Origin of the sequence: Vibrio sp. B7, assembly GCF_963888765.1 — a bacterium.
Taxonomy (GTDB): domain Bacteria; phylum Pseudomonadota; class Gammaproteobacteria; order Enterobacterales; family Vibrionaceae; genus Vibrio; species Vibrio anguillarum.
Genome location: NZ_CAWPKR010000022.1, coordinates 250,089 through 269,526, shown reverse-complemented (window position 1 = coordinate 269,526; position 19,438 = coordinate 250,089). Strand labels below are relative to the sequence as shown.

Below are 19,438 nucleotides of genomic sequence, written 5' to 3'. Positions count from 1 at the left end.
AAAAACCCTGCACATAGGTGCAGGGTCAACATCACAGCAAACCTTTATTCAAAGGATAAACGTGCCGAATTTAATACACCCGTTAAACCTTGATAGTGATCCGCCACGACTAAACGCCACTGGCCTTGCACGTTCATTTGTTGCATTCCGCTGAGTGTAAAGCGAACACGATAAGCCGTGTTGCGATCATACTGGTTATACGATTTTAAGTTCCAATAGCCACCATCAGGTGCATACAACTTGACTGAAACATCACCCACAAATGGGTGTTCAATATCAAGTTGAATAGTGGCCGTTTCCGCATTTCCTTGATAAGTCACATTAATCGGAAGTGCTAACTCTCCTTGTGCATGATCGGGAATGGCAAAAGGCCCTTGTAAATCATAGATGGCTTGTTGGGGCGAAGTCGGTTCAGTGGGTGACGTTCCTCCGTCATTACTCCCATCTGGACGTGCATAAATCGCCGCAATGTGTGGCGCGCTCAGGCCAATCGCTCGCACCGAGTTCGCGTAGTCAGTGACACCACATGCTTGACCTTTACACACTTTGCTTGGGTTAGAGAATGTGTAAGAACGGCTATGAATACCAAATAAGAAACCATAAGCCATGGTCGTCGCAAATTGGCCTTGAACCCCATAACCATACGCATCTTGCTCTGTACCATTTGAAAGATGGGGTTCGCCATTGTACTGTTCATGAGCATGGTTCAAGCCCAAATTGTGGCCTAACTCGTGAATAAACGTATCATCGCCACACTCATTCAAATAGCTATGACTGTACATTCTAGATTGCGCATAACGCGCACTATTGTTCCAATACGCGGCAGGGATTATCCATGCTAGACCACAGCTCAGCATGTAAGTACCATTGCCTTTATCTTCATAATCAGGAGAATTTTTAATATCTAGATTACGAAACAGCGCCACCATATCCGCGCCAACCTGCTTACGATATTGCTCAATATCGGCAAACGCCGGATCTTGTTTATTGCCGGGAGTAATCGCATCAAGCGCCTGCTCTTGCGATTTTTTCAGCCCTCTTTGCGTATCGTATTTTACTTCTTTCGTGCCAATTAAGTTGACTTTGATGTCCAGACCACTTTGACGCAGAATTTCATTTCCCACGTTGAATCGGTGCTGGATTTGAGCCACGTGATCTTGCTGAAACCACTCAGCCGTGCCGGGTGTATAAACACCTAGAATATCAATTTCAGTGGTTGCACTACTCGGTAACGCATGCGTTGCTAACACCACGGCTAATGCCAATGACGCTATTTTCATAGAAAACTCCTACATTATTTATTTTATTAACACACAAAGCCGTGTGTTTTAGGTATCAATGGCTGGTCGAGGTTTCGTCATAGCCATGATTCGGTGGTACTCGGTAAACCCATGCTTCACTGCCGTTGCCTTCAAGCTTCACTTGACCACTGGGATGACCAATAAAACCAAGTATTGCCGTTTTGCCGAAAGTGAATGTGGCCGGGTAAACTTCCCCGTCGAGTTCAAACTGCCCAGACCAAGTCCGGACGCCTTCATTCTGAATTTCTGATGAAGTGACTTGGATATTGACTGGCTGGTTATCAGGCATAGTGACCGTGACAGCATCGCCCGTTGCCAGAACTCGGAATTGTTCAATATTTTCGATTTCGATCGCTTTGATTTCCGTCACTGCATCACTTTTTGGCCTAATGGCTTGCAACGCTGGGCTTGGGTTGATGTCGTGCCATACTTCATCAACGGTTTGCGCCGCAAGCATGCGCTCTTCAGTGATAGGCTCTGAATTCAGAGCAAAACGAGCATCTCCAGCGCTCGATGCATCTTCTCGTGGTGGCTTCATCAGCTGGCGCTCATCAGCAACTGTTGCGGCTTTAAAATCAGTATCCTCGTTATTATTCGGTGCTTTTTTGGCAGGCACTAATGTTAATGAACTATGGCTAATGTAATATTTACCAACAATGAGACCGAATATTACTAATAACAAAATGGTCATGATCTTAACTTTCAAATTTTATATCTCCCATAATTAGACGTGGCATATATATAGATATATAAGATGTATGAATACAATTAAATAACGTGATCTTAAGTCAATAAACTTAAGGTTAAATATAATCAAACTTTATAGATTTGAATGATGATCTAATTTTCAAAAAAATGAATGCAATGCGCTAAATAAAATATCAAGCCAAAAGAAAAACAATAACTCGTAATTAATAAATTAGTTATTATCGTTTGATGGCAATAAGCAGAGAAAATTAAAAAAGATGGTACTCTTGACAACGACGAGCCTTATGAAAAAGGCACTTAAAAGCGCAAAAATACAGTTTAGGCTGTCTATGACTAAACAACTTGAAGTTGCAGGTCGATATGGTAAGTGAGCACCCCGTAGCAATAGCTAAAAATGTAGCCAACATCGCTACAGCTTTCAATGGGAAGGAAAAAGCCTTCATTCTCGAAGCTCTTTAATCTATGGCTGAGCACTTTTCTGGAACTGTAAACCAACTAATTTGGTATTTTATCAAAACGTAATTCACTATTTATCCTCATGACCAAAAAATAAGATATTTATCTACTCGGACATAAATCTGATTATTTCTTGACACTTATTCCATTATTTTAATATTTGCACTTTTTATAAACCATGGGAAAGAGAAAACAGATGATGGATGACATTGTAAAGAAAGATATAGCTAACGACCCAAAGGTAGCCCGTTTATTTTAGTAACCTTCTTCGTTTTTTAATTCATTATCTGCTCCTTTGAAAAGACACTACTATGAAATACAGGTCAATCCGAATGCTATTAGTGTCCGTATAAATGATAATATTGTGTATAACTAAACAACTTGAAGTGGCAGGTAGGTTGGAAAGTAAGTTTCCCCCATGAGTATAGATAAACGATTTGATGAAGTGAGCGAACGTAACCAACACCGCTGCAGCTTCAAGTAGGAAGGGGATATCAGACGATCAATCGGCATGATTCATCATAGATAGAAGGTCACAACATTCCCCGCGCTAAGAAAAGTACTATATAAATCTTGTTCAATTTTTTCGAACTTAATCATCAAACGGAGTGAGTTATCTCAGGTTACGAATCACTCTACACTGGCTCCAACAGCTAGGAAGCCGCTGAGCACCTACTACCTTTTAATGAATCTGAGGACACTTTAATGAAAGCACTATTGAAACAACTAACCACATCAACTTCTGGATTTTCTGCGCTTGCGCTTCGTTTCCCAATTGGCATCATTTTTATGGCGCACGGTGCGCAGAAACTCTTTGGCTGGTTTGGAGGATATGGATTAGAAGGCACAGGTCAATGGATGGCTTCAATTGGCTTACACCCAGGTGTGCTGATGGCATTTTTAGCGGGTAGTGGTGAATTCTTTGGGGGCCTATTCATTTTGCTTGGCTTACTAACTCGCCCTGCCGCCTTGCTTCTTTCTATTACGATGATCGTCGCAATCGCTTCTGTACACTTAGGTAACGGCTTATTCATGGCTAATAACGGTTATGAGTTTGGCCTTGCGCTGCTTGCAGCCAGTGTATCGTTGGTTTTCTCTGGTGCTGGCAAATTGGCACTTGATAACTGGTTAAATAAAAAGCTCGCATAATCTATGCCTAAGGCCAGCATACCGTTTCATTGAAGGAGGCCAAGCCTCCTTCAAACGTTAAGATTTTCAGTCGATAACATTCAACTTAGTATCACTTTCCTTCCTTTCTCTACTTGTGTTGCATGCCCTTCCTTTTATGCTACATAAAAGTGCCGTTGAGACCCTATTCATATAAAGCAACCTTAATGGGTAAATATGCAACCAAACGAGCTTAAAATTGAATGAAAACTAGCGAATTACCATTAGATGAGAATAGTGACATTTGTTAACACAAAAGACTCATGTGTTGCCAAATGATAAAAAATAAAAATTTAAGCCCAAAAATAGGTTATTAAAACGTAAAAGATGGGCAGTTTTAAGTGATAAAGATCACAGCAATTAACCGTTAACATTATTTTACTTTTTGATTTGCACTCAGCCCTGCTAACCTGCGGCACGCTTTGAAATGATGTCGAAGTGCATAAAATAAAGGAGTGTTCACAATGAATACCAAAAAACCGATGTCGCTTACCGGCCGTGTTATTTTAGGTATGGTAGCGGGTATTTTGACTGGCTTTGCCATTCGAGCCCTATTTGCTGAAAACGGATTTGTTGACGCGTATATCGTTAACGGCTTATTCGATGTTGGCGGAAAAATCTTTATCGCCAGCTTAAAAATGTTAGTTGTACCCCTCGTGTTTGTTTCTCTCGTTTGTGGTACGAGCTCACTGAAAGATCTCACCACACTTGGCCGCATGGGCGGTAAAACCCTAGCCTTTTACATCGCAACCACTGCGATTGCCATCACACTGGCACTGACAATGGGCACTGTGTTTCAACCGGGGTCCGGAGCCGATTTAACCGCAGCAAGCTCATTCCAATCTGCGCAAGCCCCTTCTTTGGGCCAAGTGTTTATTGATATGTTCCCGACCAACCCAATCAGCGCGATGGCAGAAGGTAAAACACTGCAGGTCATCGTCTTTGCAGTACTATTTGGCATAGCCATCAGTGCCGCGGGTAAACCGGGCGAGCGTATTGCGGGCGTTTTTAATGACTTGAACGAAGTTATTATGAAACTAGTCGCCTTGTTGATGAACCTTGCTCCATACGGCGTATTTTTCCTGATGGCGAAACTGTTCACCAGCCTTGGTTTAAGTGCCATTTTGAACCTCGCAGAATACTTCGTAGTACTGACGGTTACCTTGCTGCTACACGGTTTTGTCACCTATAGTTTGATGTTGAAAGGCTTTACTGGTTTAAGTCCAATCACCTTCTTCCGTAAAATGGAAGATGCCATTATGTTCGCTTTCTCTACAGCCTCTTCCAATGCGACTATACCCGTCACCATGGAAACGGCTAAAAACCGCTTAGGGGTTGATAACAAGATAGCTTCTTTCACCATTCCGCTAGGTGCGACCGTTAACATGGATGGCACAGCGATCATGCAAGGCGTTGCGACAGCATTTATTGCCCAAGCGTTCAATATCGACCTAACCATGGGTGACTACGTGATGGTCATCCTCACGGCAACACTAGCCTCTGTTGGTACAGCAGGCGTTCCGGGTGTTGGTCTTGTCATGCTAGCGATGGTGCTAAACCAAGTCGGCTTGCCACTAGAAGGTATTGCTTTGATTATGGGTGTTGACCGCTTATTAGATATGATCCGCACCGCAGTCAATATTACTGGTGATAGCTGTGTGACTCTTATTGTGGCGAAAACAGAAGGCGCGTTAGATGAAGATCGCTTTAATGATCCACAAGCTGGCGTGAAAGAAGAAGAAGTCCATTTAGCAAAAGCTCAAGCCTAACTTTCTTCACTTCCACTCATCAAAATCAAACCCTGTCGCTATTGCTACAGGGTTTTTCTTTATTCGCTTTACAGGTCAAGAATAAGATTAAAAATCAAGTAGATCAGAGCTATCTCACACCGAACTATCTTCAATAGATCTAGAATTTTATCAGCCTAACTTTCTAGGAGTGAACACAATGATACCTCGACGCACATGGCTTCTTTTGTTCTGCACTTTACTCTTTCCTTCAGTCGCTCTCGCTTCCTCTAACGATATCGATTCGTTAGATCTAACACACTCAACGATTGGTTATGCCTCTTTAGTCATTTTTACTCTGGCATACACTTTGGTCATGATGGAGGAGTACCTTAAGCTACGAAAGTCTAAACCTGTGTTACTTGCAGCTGGTTTAATTTGGGCCATGATTGGTTATGTTTATCAGCAGTATGAATTAACCGAGATTGCCAAAAACGCGCTAGAGCATAATTTGCTGGAATACGCCGAATTATTGCTGTTTCTGTTAGTTGCGATGACCTACATCAGTGCAATGGAAGAGCGGCGATTATTTGATGCATTACAAGCGTGGATGGTGGGAAAAGGTTTTGATTTTCGTGCTCTTTTTTGGATCACGGGGCTGCTTGCATTTTTCATCTCGCCAATTGCCGATAACCTAACCACCGCGCTGTTGATGTGCGCTGTCGTACTAAAAGTGGCAGGAAACAACCCCCGTTTTATCAACATTGCTTGTATTAATATCGTCTTAGCGGCTAACGCCGGAGGCGCTTTTAGCCCTTTTGGAGACATCACCACCTTAATGGTTTGGCAAGCGGGCCATGTGCCATTTTCACAGTTCCTTTCTCTGTTTCTCCCTTCCGTGATCAACTACCTTGTTCCTGCATTGCTGATGTCATTTTTTCTGCCCAAGGAAAAGCCAACCACCCTGCATGAACATGTCGAGCTTAAACGTGGAGCCCGCCGTATTGTCGTACTTTTCATGTTAACCATTGCTACCGCCGTAGCATTCCATGCTGTGGTGCACTTTCCACCCGTTATAGGCATGATGATGGGGCTCGCTTACTTACAATTTTTTGGCTATTTCCTCAGGAAAACCTTACCTACTTCGCTGGCCAAAAAAACCGTAATTGCGATTGCAAATAATGACGAGGCCGCCCTAAAACGTATTGGCTCTGTGGTGCCATTCGATGTCTTTAAGCGAGTTTCACACGCCGAATGGGATACGCTACTGTTTTTCTACGGGGTGGTCATGTGCGTAGGAGGGCTAAGCTTACTGGGTTATTTAGGCTTGATCTCGGAAGTGATGTATAGCCAATGGAACCCCATATGGGCAAACGTGATGATTGGTTTTCTTTCGGCAATTGTCGATAACATTCCCGTCATGTTTGCAGTACTGACGATGGAACCCGATATGTCCACCGGAAACTGGCTGCTCGTCACATTAACAGCGGGCGTCGGCGGCAGTTTACTCTCGATTGGCTCAGCCGCTGGAGTGGCTCTGATGGGCGCTGCACACGGCAAATACACCTTTGTAGGCCATCTAAAATGGACACCGATTATTGCAACAGGCTACGCCGCAAGTATTGGTGTCCACTTACTACTCAATCACGCTTTGTTTTAACGAATTTGCTTCGCAATATAATGACACAGCGCCTCTGCCAGCTGGTGCGAGGCTAAGTTGCGTGCCACCACTTCTGAAGCCAGCTTTCCACTATTTATCACGCCAATCCAATCGTCAATCATGGCGCTAAAGCCTTTACTGGCAAGCATTTGCGTCCAATCTTTTAAACTAAGGGCTTGCTCTTGCCCTTGATGCCAACGTTTTCCTTGTGTAAACGAATCAAACTCAAAACCTTCATTCACAAAGCTCGCGCTGACTCGCTCAGCGGTTATGCCGAACTGGCGATTCATTGAGGCATGCAGCAAACTTTCGCCGTGTTGCCATTGAACATCCAAGCGGGATAACTGACCTTGATGCTGCTGGTAGGTAATATAAGCATCATCCAATGTGGTTTTAGCATTCACGTTTACGCTGTCTAGCGGATGGATAAAATCATCAAAGATAAAGGTGCGCACATCACCGGGCAGATCATAGCGGTGCTTTTCCCAACGAAGCGAACGTAAGTCGTTTCTATTACCAGTTTGCACTGCATTTAGGTGTTGGTTATAGAGCGGAATATGTCGGCGATTAAACCCCACATACAAAGGTTGACGATGCTTTTCTGCAAGCTCATACAACATTTCACAGGCGCTTGCGCTGTCGGCTAGCGGCTTATCAACAAAGGTTGGAATTCCGTGTTCAAGGAAAAATTGGGCGATTTGAGGGTGAGCCGAGGTCGCCGCATGGATCATAACCGCATCAACGTTATAGCCAAGTAGCTCTCGATAATCCGTGCAATTCTCTGAAATGCGGTAACGCTGCGCTAGTTGCGTAACAAGAGCTGGATTACGAGTACAAAATACCAATTCTAAATCTGGGCGCTGTGTGATGACCGGAAGATACGCCTTTTGCGCGATATCACCTAGACCAATAATGCCAATTTTCATCATCAAATCTCTTTTCGTTAGATGAAGGTTAGGCTAACACAAGAAGATTAAAAAGGGAGGTGTAGAACTCAGTGGAAAGGCAATCCTTGCCTGTCTGGGATGAGGTTAAAATGGGCTCTCTTTGTTCAGCTCATTGCAAATTTCGACAATCGCCAATGAGAGCCCGGATTTGATGATTTGTTGCTGACGCTGAAGTTGAAGCTGGTAAAAATCCAGTTCAATGTCGCCATCCGGTTCCAATACTTCCAACTGCACCATGCCCATTTTGGCCACCAAATGGAGCTTTTTTATCGGCACCAAAATTTTCGGGTCGGTGAACTCGTATTCAGCACCATCACTGTTGAGTTGATTACGCAGTTTGATGATATCTTCAATATCGTGGTAAACATCATCAGGTAATACCCCAAGACCAAACAGCAGTTTTAGCCTGACAGACAAGTTGCCGAGTGGTCCAGAATCTTGCAATAGAGGGCCAACTACTGATTGGACAGCGAAGTTATCTTTGCGAAAAATGCGTTGCATTAATGCATCAATCGCCTCATTGAACACTTCAACCGCCGTAATAAAGAATCCGCGCACCGAATGGGCACTATTCAGTCGTTCAATTATATCGCTTTCGTTAATTCTATCTGCCATACGCTGTACTAATTGTTGTTATAAAGGGAGGGCATTAGCGCCCTCCAAAGTATTTATGTGATTAAAGCTGTTTGTAGATCGCTTCAATTTGCTTAACCTGCTCGCTCTGCTCATCTAACCCTGTGTAATGGGCCAGTGTTTTACATACGCCATATTGATTCAATGATGTTTGAAGCTCGACCGCTTGAGGATCGCTGTCGTTGGTATACTTAAGGGCCGCCGCAATCCCTTTCAATAGCATTTTGTTTCCAACACCGTACTCGATTGTACCGAGTAATGGCTTGATTAATCTATCATTGGGGCCTAATTTTCGTATTGGCTGACGACCAACGCGATCCACTTCATCCACCAAATATGGGTTGGCAAAGCGGCTCAATATTTTTTCGATATAAGCGGCGTGCAATTCACGGTCAAAACCGTAACGACGAATGAGTACTTCACCGCTTTCATGCATGGCTTGCTTCACTTGCTGACGAATTGCAGGATCTTCAATTGCTTCACGAATCGTCTTATGACCACTCAAACAACCCAAATAGGCGGTAATGCAGTGCCCAGTATTTAGAGTGAAAAGTTTACGCTCAACAAAAGCCATCAGATTATTGGTTTTTTCCATCCCTTCAATGTTGGGGATCTCACCTTTAAATTGCTGTTCATCAACAATCCATTCGCTGAAACTTTCAACCGTCACGGCCAACGGGTCATCGTTCGCGGCTTCGACAGGTGGCACAATGCGATCCACCGCGGAATCGACAAAACCAATTAACTCCTCGGTTTTAGCATGCAGCGATGGGTCTAGATATTTATACACTTCGCCTTTCAGGTGTGTTGTACCGCGAACCATGTTTTCACAAGCGATCACATTGAGTGGCTGTTCATTGCCCGCTTCAAATCTTTTGGTGATGCCTTTGGCGATCGTTTTCGCAATGATATCAAGCACTGCAGGGCCGACAGCTGTAGTGACTAAATCCGTTTTTACAATGCGATCAATCACATCATTACTGGCTGAATTCACCGCAGTGACATGAGTGACAGTATCAATTTTGCACTCAGAACCCACTACCTTTACTTTGTATTCTTGACGATGACTCAATTGATCGACCAAAGGTTCATTGACATCGGCAAAAGTCACTTCAATGTCTGCATCGGCCAATAATTTACCAATAAAACCACGACCAATGTTACCCGCGCCAAAATGTACTGCATTTTTCATAATCTTACCTACCAAAAACTTATCTAAAAGAGAAAAGAGCGCTTAATACTTCAATTGAGGTGAGGTCAGCAGTATAGGGGAACAGCCGACCTCGTTTTGCCTCAGGAGCAAAAGCGTTACGCTGCTTGGTTACCCGATAGGATCGCCAAGATATCGCTCACGTCTCTGGTTGAGGTGAGCTTCTCGATAGCATCAGGCTCATCGAGTGCGTTGGTAATGGTGGTAATAACTTGAATATGTTCATCATTTTTGGCGGCAATACCGATAACCAGTTTCGCTACGCCATCTTGGTCGTCCGTAAACTGCACACCAGCAGGATATTGGCAAATCACAATACCCGTTTTAATCACACGGTCTTTGGCGGCGACGGTGCCATGAGGAACAGCAATCGATTCTCCAAGATAAGTGGATACCATTTTCTCACGTTCAAACATGGCATCAACATACTCAGGCTCCGCATAGCCAAGCTCAACTAACTTATTGCCAGCGAAACGAATGGCTTCTTCTTTATTAGCGGCATTCAAACCTAAGTGAATGTTTTCTTTTTGGATTTGAAAAACGGACGTTTTTTGAATTTCAAAGCTGTCGTCATTCGCAGCGAGGATGGATACTTTAACCACATCGCTATCATTCGCCGCCTTAGGACGTTGAGCTGCCAAAAGCTTAGTCACAAGCTGGTTGTACATTTCACTGTCTAAAAAGTTGCTCAGTGAAATATGCTGTGCACTGGGTGCATGTGTGCGTGCGCGGCCAGTCAGGTCTTTATGAGTAATCACGATTTCTGCGTTCTCCGGTAAACTATTGATGGCAAGGTTAGTGACGTGAATCGCTAAACCCGCATCTTTGATTTTTTTACGCAGCATGCTTGCGCCCATTGCGCTTGAACCCATACCCGCATCGCAAGCAACAATAATGCTTTTCACGTTGGCTAAATCAATATTGCTTTTTTGAGAAGCCGTCGTCACATTGCCCTTTGCGCTCGATTTCATCTCTTTCATTTGTGATGTGGCTTTTTCTAACGCCGCTTCATCACCTTCTTCCTCGGTGCTGCTCTGTGCTTTCATCAATAATGACGCAACGGTAAAGGACACACCTGCCGCACCAAATATTGAGCATAATACGCCAACAATCGAGCCTTTCTGTGTCATCAGTAGCACTGCAAAGATAGAGCCAGGAGACGCTGGAGAAACAATACCTGCATTGAAGAGAGTCAAAATGAACACCCCTGTCATACCACCAGCAATCGCTGCAAGAATCAGACGTGGATTCATCAGTATGTATGGAAAATAAATCTCATGAATGCCGCCGAAGAAGTGAATGATGGAAGCGCCACCAGCTGTTTGACGTGCTGTACCTTTACCAAACACCATGTAAGCCAACAAAATACCGAGACCAGGGCCAGGGTTTGCTTCAATTAAGAAGAAGATTGACTGCCCCATTTCACTGGCTTGTTGAATACCTAACGGTGAGAAAATACCGTGGTTAATCGCGTTGTTAAGGAACAAGATCTTCGCGGGTTCAACAAAAATAGAGGTGAGTGGTAAAAGATGTGCTGAAACTAGGAAGTTTACGCCTGCCGCTAAACCACCAGAGAGCACTTTGACAAATGGCCCAATGAGGTAAAACGCCAAGATTGCGCCAAGCATACCAATAATACCTGCCGAGAAGTTGTTTACCAACATCTCAAAACCGCTTTTTACTTTACCTTCAACACGTTGATCAAAGGTTTTGATCGCCCAACCACCCATAGGACCAACCATCATGGCCCCCATGAACATGGGAATGTCGGTTCCGACAATCACACCCATTGTGGTGATGGCACCGACAACAGCACCACGTTCTCCACCAACCAATTTACCACCCGTGTAACCAATCAGCAGTGGTAATAAGTAAGTAATCATCGGCCCAACCATAGATGCTAACGTTTCATTCGGTAGCCAACCCGTTGGGATAAATAGTGCGGTTATAAAGCCCCACGCGATAAACGCGCCAATGTTTGGCATAACCATGTTAGATAAGAAGCGACCAAAATTTTGTATCTTGATCTTTGCATCTGGTGATATCATGTGGATTCCCCGTTCGATGTTCTGATGAATATTGTTGTTGTAGCGGTTCTGCGAAAAACCGTTGATTGCTTAGTACACAATCAATTTACCACACAATTTCATTCTGGAACTGACGACGGGTTTTTCGTGATCAGCACCTCATAAATCCTAGCTTACAAATCATTTCTTCGTGATCATGGTCATTAAATTGACATGTAAATTTACAACAAAAAACAAAAATACAACTTGTCAATAAGATTTAAACGATCAACATCATACTTTTTGAATTTTAACTTTTAATAAAAAAGAGATTAAAATCACACTTTCACTTTAATTATTAAAAATTAAAGAACCAAAGGTGATAAAAATCACAATTACATCTTTATTTCACTAATCAAAATAAAGCCACCACTTCCATATTGTCTATTTTGTAACTTATATACACAAACCCATATTAATATTAGCTCATACGTTAATATGGCTTTTTTTACTAACAACATCGGATCTTCTTCTAAAAGCAGGCCAAGGATACGCTCCAATTCACAAACCGAACAATAAGAGGTGGGACGAGTATAGCCTTACAACGCAAAATGTTTTGACCCTGAGCATTCCCTGTTAGAATCGGCTGTACTGTTAACCATAGACGCTGTGAACGAATTCATGAAAGAAAGAGTGGTTGTTTCCGTTTCATCCATCCATGGGACGAAGCACTTTCATCTCGGTAAATGGTTCCGACATTTTTTAAAAGGTTTTGGCTATGTGCTGGTTGCCAGCATTCTCGCCACTGGCGGCGTTATCTATTACCTTCTTGATGAAGTTGATTTTGCTAAACTCAAGCAACAAGAGTTAGAGAGCCAGTCGATGTCACTGACCGAAGAAGTCACCTCTTTAAAGGAGCTAAAAAACAGCTTAGAGAATGACCTGCTCGAACGAGAAGAAAAGATGCAGGTTGTTTCAGACAGGCTCGGCGATCTTGAAAAAGTATTGGGGATGGATGAAAGCGGAGCGGAATTAGAATCACGTTTAGACACCGCTGCTATCACTTCTTCAGTTAGAATGGTGATGCTGACCCAAATACCCAGCGGTGCACCTGTGCATAATGCGAGAATTTCGTCAGGATACGGTGAGCGTATTCATCCTGTCACTGGTAACGTCAAAATTCACCGCGGGCAAGATTTTGCGGTTAACATAGGCACGCCAATTTATGCACCAGCCGATGGCGTTGCCGAAGTCACTCGCGCCAGTGATAAAGGGTCAGGCAATTTTTTACGCTTACAGCACTCTTATGGATTTACCAGCTCCTATTCTCATTTGCAAAAATTTGCCGTGAAAGGGGGCGATTTTGTACAGAAGGGCGACTTAATTGCTTATTCTGGAAACAGTGGGTTATCTTCTGGCCCACATTTGCACTATGAAATTCGATTTGTAGGCCGTTCATTAGATCCAAGACCTTTTGTTGATTGGGGCGTGAATGATTTTGAAACGATATTTAGTAAGGTAAGAGGTATCCGATGGGAATCTTTAGTAAACAAAGTCGAGCTAAGAGTCAGCACTCAGCTACAACTCTCATCGCAAAAGGCTGTTCCATTAGTGGGGAACTCAGGTTAGAAAGCGACATTCAAATTGACGGGTCGGTAGAAGGTCAATTGCACGTTGATAAAACCATCGTCATTAGTGAAACAGGCACGGTTAATGGTGAGCTGTACGCAGGCCACATCATCATTAATGGCGAGTTCCAAGGCACATGTCACGCGACTAAAATTGAAATTTTAAGCAAAGGGAGCGTCACAGGGTCTATTTATAGCGACGACTTGAGCATTGAACAAGGTGGGCGCTTTAATGGAGTAACCTACCCTGCCCCGGAGAAACAAGTAGTTGAATTAAAAGAAGCGAAAATCGCTGCTGAAGGTTAATTCAACTACCGATTTCGTTCGCACTTCCCCATTTGATAGAAAGTCCCATTTGCTACAAAGTGTAAAAAGGCCTGCTGATGTTAGCAGGCCTTTTGTTTATGAATGTCCTTTCCCAACAGGGAGAGACTTAGAAACCTTCGATATTTTTTGCTTCTAATTCCGCAAAGTATTTTACGGTTTTCACTTTTAGTTCTTGAGTCGATGGTTCATCACATACAATCACTGATTTCGCGTGAAGTTGTAGTGCGGAGACGGTCCACAAATGGTTGACGCTTCCTTCCACGGCCGCTTGCAAAGCCAGCGCCTTATTGTGGCCTGTCACCAAAATCATGATCTCTTCTGAATCTAGCAGTGTGCCTACACCAATCGTTAGCGCGTATTTAGGAACTTGGTTGATATCACCATCAAAGAAACGAGAGTTTGCAATGCGCGTATCTTCTGTCAGTGTCTTAATGCGAGTGCGCGACGAAAGTGAAGAAGCAGGCTCGTTAAACGCGATGTGCCCATCATTACCCACACCGCCCATAAATAGATTAATGCGGCCGTATGATTTAATTTTGTCTTCATAGCGCTTACATTCTGCATCAACATCTGGTGCGTTGCCATTCAGTAAGTTGATATTTTCTTCTTGAATATCAACATGATTGAAGAAATTGTTATACATAAATGAGCGGTATGACTCCGGATGATTTTCAGGAATACCAATGTATTCATCCATATTAAATGTCACGACATGTTTAAAGCTCACCTCGCCCGCTTTATGCATTTCAATCAGTGCATTATAAGTCGTCAATGGTGTACCACCAGTAGGTAAACCCAATACAAAAGGACGGTCTGCCGTTGGGTTGAATGCGTTGATACGTTTTACGATGTGTGCTGCTGCCCACTTGCCGACTTGTGCAGCCTGTTTTAACGGGATAAGTCTCATGATTGGCCCCTAGTTATTGGAATATTATGGTGTAATAGAACATTAATTCGCATTATAAAATAAGTGTTGGGTAACTGCCATTGTTTTAGGTCAAATTTTCGCTCTTTCTTCAAATCTCAACCAGAAATGCGCTTAAATTTGTAGCAATTTCTACAGGTAAGCTTAACTAATACGGCACATGCTATAACCAAATGAGATAAAAATTCATCTATAAAATTAAGTGACGTTTGAGTCGCTATCACTCCACTATCTGGCGAAGCGTGCATTCATTACCCATACTTGGAGTAACAAGCAAGAAAGGAGCAAATGCCATGAAAAACGAACTTGAACCCGCGAAAATTCTCCATGCTTATGAAACAGTAATGGCGCATGGTACACCGACTGAATTCGGGAAAATCTATGAAGGTATCGAAGCTTTTTCAGACTATGACGGCTATAACATTTACATGCGAGGAAATGGTGTGGAGCTAAAAGTTGGCTTCCACAATACCTACCATCTCGATTATGACCAAGAGCATCTACGCGACAGCTTTTTGAAAAAAGTAGCCATTTTGGCTAAGTAGCAGTGTTGACCCAGCTCATGGATTGGCTAAGCGCGACCAAATGAGCAGAGTGGCGATAATGCAAAGCCCGAGTGAGTCATCAATACTAGGGCTTTGAGCGAAAGCACTTTTCTCATCTTGATTGAGTCACACTCTTTTACACAGAGATCTCTTATATGAAAGGCGATGCAAGTGAGTTTGTCAGCCTTATTGAGACAATAAGGCTGAAGAGATAAATGAGAAAGCTGACCAAATTACGGCTTAAGATCCTGCATTAGAGATACAGATTAATCTTCTTCCGTTAAGCTGACTTCTTCATCATTATAGTCGTCACCACTTTCCGGTTTATTGCGACCGTTCAACGTATGGAAACGCTTACGACCGCGAGCAAGTTGAGTGTATTTTAACCAGACACGCTCTAACTTAGATTTCGCTTTACCTGGGTTTTCAATCGCCTTAACAAAATGAGCTTCTTCGGCATTCTCTGGCGTGAGTTCACCAGATTCAAGACCAAGCATAGTACCACCATAAATGGTGAGAAGTTCTTCTTCTGCAAGAGTAAAATCACCAGACTTAGCAAAGCCTCGTGGAAACTTTGTATTGTCGTAAAAACGTTTTTTTCCGTGACGGAATTCAGTCTCAGACATATCAACCTCATGTGAATGGCGCTACTACCATGTAGCGATAGATCACGCGAAAATTAGGCGTAAATCTCCGAAAAGAAAAACAAAAATTTTTTATCGTCATAATTGCACTTCCTTGTTAATCTGACGGGGTAATTTCAGAGGATTTAATATGGATGTAAAAGTTTTTCGCACTTTTCTCGAACTCGCCAAAGTACGTCATTTTGGGCGAGCAGCTGAAAACCTTTATTTGACCCAAGCCGCCGTCAGCGCACGCATCAAGCAATTAGAAAATTATTTTGATGCTCAACTGTTTACGCGTGATCGCAACAACATAAAGCTCACATCGGCAGGAGAACGACTCGTTGGCTATGCCGAAGTGATGGTGGCTACTTTGCAACAAGCCAAGTTTGAGCTCTCTTTGGAAAATGGCCGAGCTTTGCAGCTTACATTAGGGGGAACGCCCAACGTTTGGGATGCTCATCTACAAAACTGTTTAAGCGTTGTGACTGATGCTTTTAGCGGTTATGGCTTTATGGCGGAAGTCATGGGGCGCGAGCAGCTCAACCGCAGCCTACTGGAGCGTACCTTAGATATGGCGTTTGCCTTTGACCCAATTAAAGCCGAAGAGCTAAACTGCAAAAAAGTCGCAGATTTAGTACTGGTGTTGGTTTCGACGCGTCCTGACACATTGGAAACCGCCTTTGATAATAAATACGTGTACGTCGATTGGGGAAGCCGTTTCGCTTCCGAGCATGCTGAGCGACATCCGAAGACGCCAACCCCCTATTTACGCACCTCGACCGCTCGTATCGCACTTGATTTCATTTTAGAAAAAGGGGGAAGCGCTTACCTTCCTACCTCACTTGTTGAACCTTTTATCCACTCTGGCCAATTGTATCGAATTGACAATGTGGAAGATTGGCAGCGTCCCATCTTCCTCAGCTACCGAAAAAACAGCTCATCGATAGAAGCCATTATGCAAGTGGAAAAGTTAGTCAAAAACATCAACCCTAGTAGTGCTTACTCATTACAACAAGCGGGCGAGGTCATTCTCGACTGACCCAACAAATTCATAACGCTGTAGCGGGTATTGAATACAGCGTTATGAATATCCTTTTTCAAGAGAAGCCGCAGGAAAAGCCATCCAGTTCCGAAAATGGCTAGTATCGACAGAATTCATGCATACACTTAGCTTATAAAAACTGCATAAGGCTCGTTATACCAAATGGCATCATGGATGGAACTCGATAAAGAACAATGCCAACAAGCTCGCACTAGCCGTGATCCGCGATTTGATGGACGATTTTTCGTTGCCGTCAAAACAACCAACATATTTTGTCGTCCAATATGTCCGGCAACCCTGCCAAAAGAAAAGAATGTTGAATACTTCGCCAACTCCGCACTGGCTCTACAAGCGGGTTATCGGCCATGCCTACGTTGCCGCCCAGACAGTGCACCTCATTCTTGGGCATGGAAAGGGGTTGAAACCACCTTTTTGCGTGCAATCAAGCTTATTGAGCAAGGTGAATTACAATCGAGCAATCTGGCTCAATTTGCCGAACGTTTGGGGATCAGTGACCGCTACCTACGACAACTGTTTCAAACTCATTTAGGAGTGTCACCGAAACAATATGCTCAGTACCATCAGTTGATGTTTGCTAAGCAGTTATTGCATTCCAGTGCTCTGTCCATTACCGATATAGGATTCGCTTGTGGGTTCAACAGTACCCGCCGCTTTAACGATGCGTTTATCAAAACGTTGCAACTGACCCCCAGCCAAGTGCGGCAATCTAAAACTGCATTGATGACAAAAAACCTATTAACACTCTCTTTTCGCGGCCCTTTCGATTGGCAACATATGCTAGATTTCTATCGATTACGTGCAGTAAACGCCATTGAACAGGTCAGTAACAATCATTATCAACGCACCTTCAACATACACAATACGACTGGCTGGTTTCGTGCCAGCTTAACCTCTGAGACCCATTTAGAGGTTGAATTCGAGTTGCAAGACATCACCAAACTGCGTTACTTGGTGGCAAAACTACGCCGCCTATTTGACCTCGAAGCCGACATCAGCCACATCGAGGCCTATTTGGAAGACTGCGCTCCGGGTTTAGTCACTCGTTCAGGAATCCGCATTCCCGGCGTTTGGAATTGTTGGGAGGCGGGAGTCAGAGCTATTTTAGGTCAACAAGTTTCGATAAAAGCAGCCATTGGCCAGCTCAACCGATTAGTCGATGCGGTGAACCCAGCTCAAAATACGAGCAGTTACTTTCCAAGCCCGGAACAAATCGCACAGCTTGATTTGCACTTTTTAAAGATGCCACACAGCCGAAAAGAGACCTTAACACGCTTTGCTCAATTCATGTACCAACACCCTGAAGCCGATGTGGATGCTTGGCTTTCACTAAAAGGTATTGGGCCGTGGACCGTAAACTACGCTAGGTTAAGAGGTCAGTCCGATTCAGATTGCTTTCTAGACACTGATTTGGTGGTTAAGAAGGCCTTAAGCCATTTTCCTGAGCTGAACGCAGACAAGGTTTCACCTTGGGGAAGTTACGCCACCTTTCACTGTTGGAATTACTAATATGAATCGCTTCACCCACTATCACAGCCCCTTAGGAATCATGACATTGCAAGCCTGCGAGCAAGGTTTATTGGGGGCTTGGTTTGAAACCGAAACCTCCATGCCAACAGAGTTAGGGGTAAAATCCGAACACTGCACTATACTCATCAATACTATCAAACAGTTAGATGAGTACTTTTCCGGGAAACGGACTATATTTACTTTACCTTTAGCGGCAAAAGGCACCGAGTTCCAACAATCTGTGTGGCAAGCATTATGCAAGATACCTTATGGCGAAACTTGGAACTACCAACAGATTGCAGAGGCGATCGGTAACCCCAAAGCCGTAAGGGCTGTCGGCTTGGCCAATGGTAGAAATCCAATTTCGATCATCGTTCCTTGCCATAGAGTGATCGGAAAAAGTGGTAAACTCACTGGCTATGCGGGGGGCTTAAACCGTAAAGCGAGCTTATTAGAACTTGAGCGAACAACAACAGAGGTTGCAGCAACATGATAAGATCTACGGCAAAATCAATCAGTATTCTCGTCCTTATAGCCACTTTGCAAGGCTGTTTTCAAGATGACCTTGAACGTTGGTTAAACCGTGAAACTTATGAGTTCAAAGGGACTTATGACAACCAGTTCAATGATGACTTATTGATTTTCGAAGAGGGTGTTGTACGTGCTGAATCTGAAACTCAGCACTGGTCTCGCGCTTACAGCGTAGATGGTAATCAACTGACGATCCAGCTACGCAATAACTCGAAAGAAAAACGAGAAGATATCGTGCTTGTGATCCATGGCAAAGGAGAAGTGCTCACATGCAGTGTCTGCGCCATGTATAAATTGAGTAACGTATGGGTAAAAACAGGCAATGTTGAAGCCAAACCGTCTGGAGTAGAAAACGCGAGCCAATAACTCGCGTTAACGCAATGACCAGTTCTACTCACTCATGTTTACCCGCGCCTAAGCTCAAAAATTAAGCTTTTATCTATTTTAAAAACCATCGCACACACTCGCTCTG

Annotated in this window: 18 protein-coding genes; 10 read left to right on the top strand and 8 right to left on the bottom strand. The window is 43.6% G+C overall.

All coding sequences use genetic code 11. From position 1 onward, the window contains the following. Window positions 1–44: 44 nt before the first annotated feature. Entirely contained in the window at window positions 45–1,280 is a 1,236-nt protein-coding gene (locus AACV32_RS09100; RefSeq protein ID WP_013868260.1) for a zinc-dependent metalloprotease family protein, read from the bottom strand. 55 nt (window positions 1,281–1,335) lie between these two features. Further along, window positions 1,336–1,992: a hypothetical protein gene (locus AACV32_RS09095; protein WP_170894945.1), complete on the bottom strand. Its 657-nt coding sequence runs from the start codon at window positions 1,990–1,992 to the stop codon at window positions 1,336–1,338. A gap of 1,178 nt (window positions 1,993–3,170) precedes the next feature. On the opposite strand from AACV32_RS09095, the gene AACV32_RS09090 reads away from it, so the two are divergent. The 3 genes from AACV32_RS09090 to nhaD all read left to right on the top strand — a co-directional run bounded on the left by AACV32_RS09090 (window position 3,171) and on the right by nhaD (window position 7,019). After that, window positions 3,171–3,614, top strand: a complete 444-nt coding sequence (locus tag AACV32_RS09090; RefSeq protein WP_017049325.1) for a DoxX family protein — start codon at window positions 3,171–3,173, stop codon at window positions 3,612–3,614. A gap of 482 nt (window positions 3,615–4,096) precedes the next feature. Next, window positions 4,097–5,401: a dicarboxylate/amino acid:cation symporter gene (locus AACV32_RS09085; protein ID WP_026027759.1), complete on the top strand. Its 1,305-nt coding sequence runs from the start codon at window positions 4,097–4,099 to the stop codon at window positions 5,399–5,401. A 169-nt stretch (window positions 5,402–5,570) separates the two neighbouring features. Further along, window positions 5,571–7,019 (top strand): sodium:proton antiporter NhaD, encoded by a 1,449-nt coding sequence (nhaD, locus tag AACV32_RS09080; RefSeq protein WP_156117078.1) that lies wholly within the window; start codon window positions 5,571–5,573, stop codon window positions 7,017–7,019. On the opposite strand, the gene AACV32_RS09075 is transcribed toward nhaD, so the two are convergent. The 4 genes from AACV32_RS09075 to AACV32_RS09060 all read right to left on the bottom strand — a co-directional run bounded on the left by AACV32_RS09075 (window position 7,016) and on the right by AACV32_RS09060 (window position 11,857). Further along, window positions 7,016–7,945, bottom strand: a complete 930-nt coding sequence (locus AACV32_RS09075; RefSeq protein ID WP_170894981.1) for a Gfo/Idh/MocA family protein — start codon at window positions 7,943–7,945, stop codon at window positions 7,016–7,018. The genes nhaD and AACV32_RS09075 overlap by 4 nt on opposite strands. Before the next feature lie 105 nt (window positions 7,946–8,050). Further along, window positions 8,051–8,581 carry an MltR family transcriptional regulator gene (locus tag AACV32_RS09070; RefSeq protein ID WP_170894944.1) on the bottom strand — a complete coding sequence of 177 codons (531 nt, stop codon included), beginning with the start codon at window positions 8,579–8,581 and terminating at the stop codon, window positions 8,051–8,053. A gap of 61 nt (window positions 8,582–8,642) precedes the next feature. Further along, window positions 8,643–9,791 carry a mannitol-1-phosphate 5-dehydrogenase gene (locus tag AACV32_RS09065; protein ID WP_170894943.1) on the bottom strand — a complete coding sequence of 383 codons (1,149 nt, stop codon included), beginning with the start codon at window positions 9,789–9,791 and terminating at the stop codon, window positions 8,643–8,645. A 116-nt stretch (window positions 9,792–9,907) separates the two neighbouring features. Beyond that, window positions 9,908–11,857: a PTS mannitol transporter subunit IICBA gene (locus tag AACV32_RS09060; RefSeq protein ID WP_017046853.1), complete on the bottom strand. Its 1,950-nt coding sequence runs from the start codon at window positions 11,855–11,857 to the stop codon at window positions 9,908–9,910. A gap of 639 nt (window positions 11,858–12,496) precedes the next feature. Here AACV32_RS09060 and AACV32_RS09055 point away from each other — a divergent pair. Next, window positions 12,497–13,444: a M23 family metallopeptidase gene (locus AACV32_RS09055; protein WP_017044959.1), complete on the top strand. Its 948-nt coding sequence runs from the start codon at window positions 12,497–12,499 to the stop codon at window positions 13,442–13,444. An 8-nt stretch (window positions 13,445–13,452) separates the two neighbouring features. Beyond that, window positions 13,453–13,749 carry a bactofilin family protein gene (locus AACV32_RS09050; protein ID WP_305951630.1) on the top strand — a complete coding sequence of 99 codons (297 nt, stop codon included), beginning with the start codon at window positions 13,453–13,455 and terminating at the stop codon, window positions 13,747–13,749. Between the two features lie 127 nt (window positions 13,750–13,876). Here the strand turns inward: AACV32_RS09050 and nagB are convergent, their stop codons facing one another. Next, a complete protein-coding gene (nagB, locus tag AACV32_RS09045) occupies window positions 13,877–14,677 on the bottom strand; it encodes a glucosamine-6-phosphate deaminase (RefSeq protein WP_013868251.1) in 801 nt (266 codons plus the stop codon). Window positions 14,678–14,988: 311 nt separating this feature from the next. Between nagB and AACV32_RS09040 the strand changes: the two genes are divergently transcribed. Beyond that, window positions 14,989–15,240 carry a DUF3081 domain-containing protein gene (locus tag AACV32_RS09040; protein WP_017044957.1) on the top strand — a complete coding sequence of 84 codons (252 nt, stop codon included), beginning with the start codon at window positions 14,989–14,991 and terminating at the stop codon, window positions 15,238–15,240. Between the two features lie 266 nt (window positions 15,241–15,506). Here AACV32_RS09040 and AACV32_RS09035 read toward each other — a convergent pair whose 3' ends face one another. Next, complete coding sequence (locus AACV32_RS09035) at window positions 15,507–15,866, bottom strand: DUF413 domain-containing protein (RefSeq protein ID WP_017049330.1); 360 nt, start codon at window positions 15,864–15,866, stop codon at window positions 15,507–15,509. 148 nt (window positions 15,867–16,014) lie between these two features. Here AACV32_RS09035 and AACV32_RS09030 point away from each other — a divergent pair, with 148 nt between their 5' ends. From AACV32_RS09030 to AACV32_RS09015, 4 genes are all read left to right on the top strand, one after another. After that, window positions 16,015–16,905, top strand: coding sequence for a LysR family transcriptional regulator (locus tag AACV32_RS09030; protein WP_013868248.1), 891 nt, complete (start codon window positions 16,015–16,017; stop codon window positions 16,903–16,905). Window positions 16,906–17,082: 177 nt separating this feature from the next. Beyond that, window positions 17,083–18,435, top strand: coding sequence for a DNA-3-methyladenine glycosylase 2 family protein (locus AACV32_RS09025; RefSeq protein ID WP_017049331.1), 1,353 nt, complete (start codon window positions 17,083–17,085; stop codon window positions 18,433–18,435). A 1-nt stretch (window position 18,436) separates the two neighbouring features. Next, on the top strand, window positions 18,437–18,928 hold the full coding sequence (locus AACV32_RS09020) for a methylated-DNA--[protein]-cysteine S-methyltransferase (RefSeq protein WP_170894942.1): 492 nt from the start codon (window positions 18,437–18,439) through the stop codon (window positions 18,926–18,928). Next, a complete protein-coding gene (locus AACV32_RS09015) occupies window positions 18,925–19,332 on the top strand; it encodes a hypothetical protein (RefSeq protein WP_017046856.1) in 408 nt (135 codons plus the stop codon). Before AACV32_RS09020 ends, AACV32_RS09015 begins: the two co-directional genes overlap by 4 nt. The last annotated feature ends 106 nt before the right edge of the window (window positions 19,333–19,438 follow it).

Excerpts from the sequence above, each read along its gene's own strand:
- AACV32_RS09100 (WP_013868260.1), bottom strand. The coding sequence starts at position 1,280 with ATGAAAATAGCGTCATTGGCATTAGCCGTGGTGTTAGCAACGCATGCG.
- AACV32_RS09095 (WP_170894945.1), bottom strand. The coding sequence starts at position 1,992 with ATGACCATTTTGTTATTAGTAATATTCGGTCTCATTGTTGGTAAATAT.
- AACV32_RS09090 (WP_017049325.1), top strand. The coding sequence starts at position 3,171 with ATGAAAGCACTATTGAAACAACTAACCACATCAACTTCTGGATTTTCT.
- AACV32_RS09085 (WP_026027759.1), top strand. The coding sequence starts at position 4,097 with ATGAATACCAAAAAACCGATGTCGCTTACCGGCCGTGTTATTTTAGGT.
- AACV32_RS09075 (WP_170894981.1), bottom strand. The coding sequence starts at position 7,945 with ATGAAAATTGGCATTATTGGTCTAGGTGATATCGCGCAAAAGGCGTAT.
- AACV32_RS09070 (WP_170894944.1), bottom strand. The coding sequence starts at position 8,581 with ATGGCAGATAGAATTAACGAAAGCGATATAATTGAACGACTGAATAGT.
- AACV32_RS09065 (WP_170894943.1), bottom strand. The coding sequence starts at position 9,791 with ATGAAAAATGCAGTACATTTTGGCGCGGGTAACATTGGTCGTGGTTTT.
- AACV32_RS09060 (WP_017046853.1), bottom strand. The coding sequence starts at position 11,857 with ATGATATCACCAGATGCAAAGATCAAGATACAAAATTTTGGTCGCTTC.
- AACV32_RS09055 (WP_017044959.1), top strand. The coding sequence starts at position 12,497 with ATGAAAGAAAGAGTGGTTGTTTCCGTTTCATCCATCCATGGGACGAAG.
- nagB (WP_013868251.1), bottom strand. The coding sequence starts at position 14,677 with ATGAGACTTATCCCGTTAAAACAGGCTGCACAAGTCGGCAAGTGGGCA.
- AACV32_RS09040 (WP_017044957.1), top strand. The coding sequence starts at position 14,989 with ATGAAAAACGAACTTGAACCCGCGAAAATTCTCCATGCTTATGAAACA.
- AACV32_RS09035 (WP_017049330.1), bottom strand. The coding sequence starts at position 15,866 with ATGTCTGAGACTGAATTCCGTCACGGAAAAAAACGTTTTTACGACAAT.
- AACV32_RS09030 (WP_013868248.1), top strand. The coding sequence starts at position 16,015 with ATGGATGTAAAAGTTTTTCGCACTTTTCTCGAACTCGCCAAAGTACGT.
- AACV32_RS09025 (WP_017049331.1), top strand. The coding sequence starts at position 17,083 with ATGGAACTCGATAAAGAACAATGCCAACAAGCTCGCACTAGCCGTGAT.
- AACV32_RS09020 (WP_170894942.1), top strand. The coding sequence starts at position 18,437 with ATGAATCGCTTCACCCACTATCACAGCCCCTTAGGAATCATGACATTG.
- AACV32_RS09015 (WP_017046856.1), top strand. The coding sequence starts at position 18,925 with ATGATAAGATCTACGGCAAAATCAATCAGTATTCTCGTCCTTATAGCC.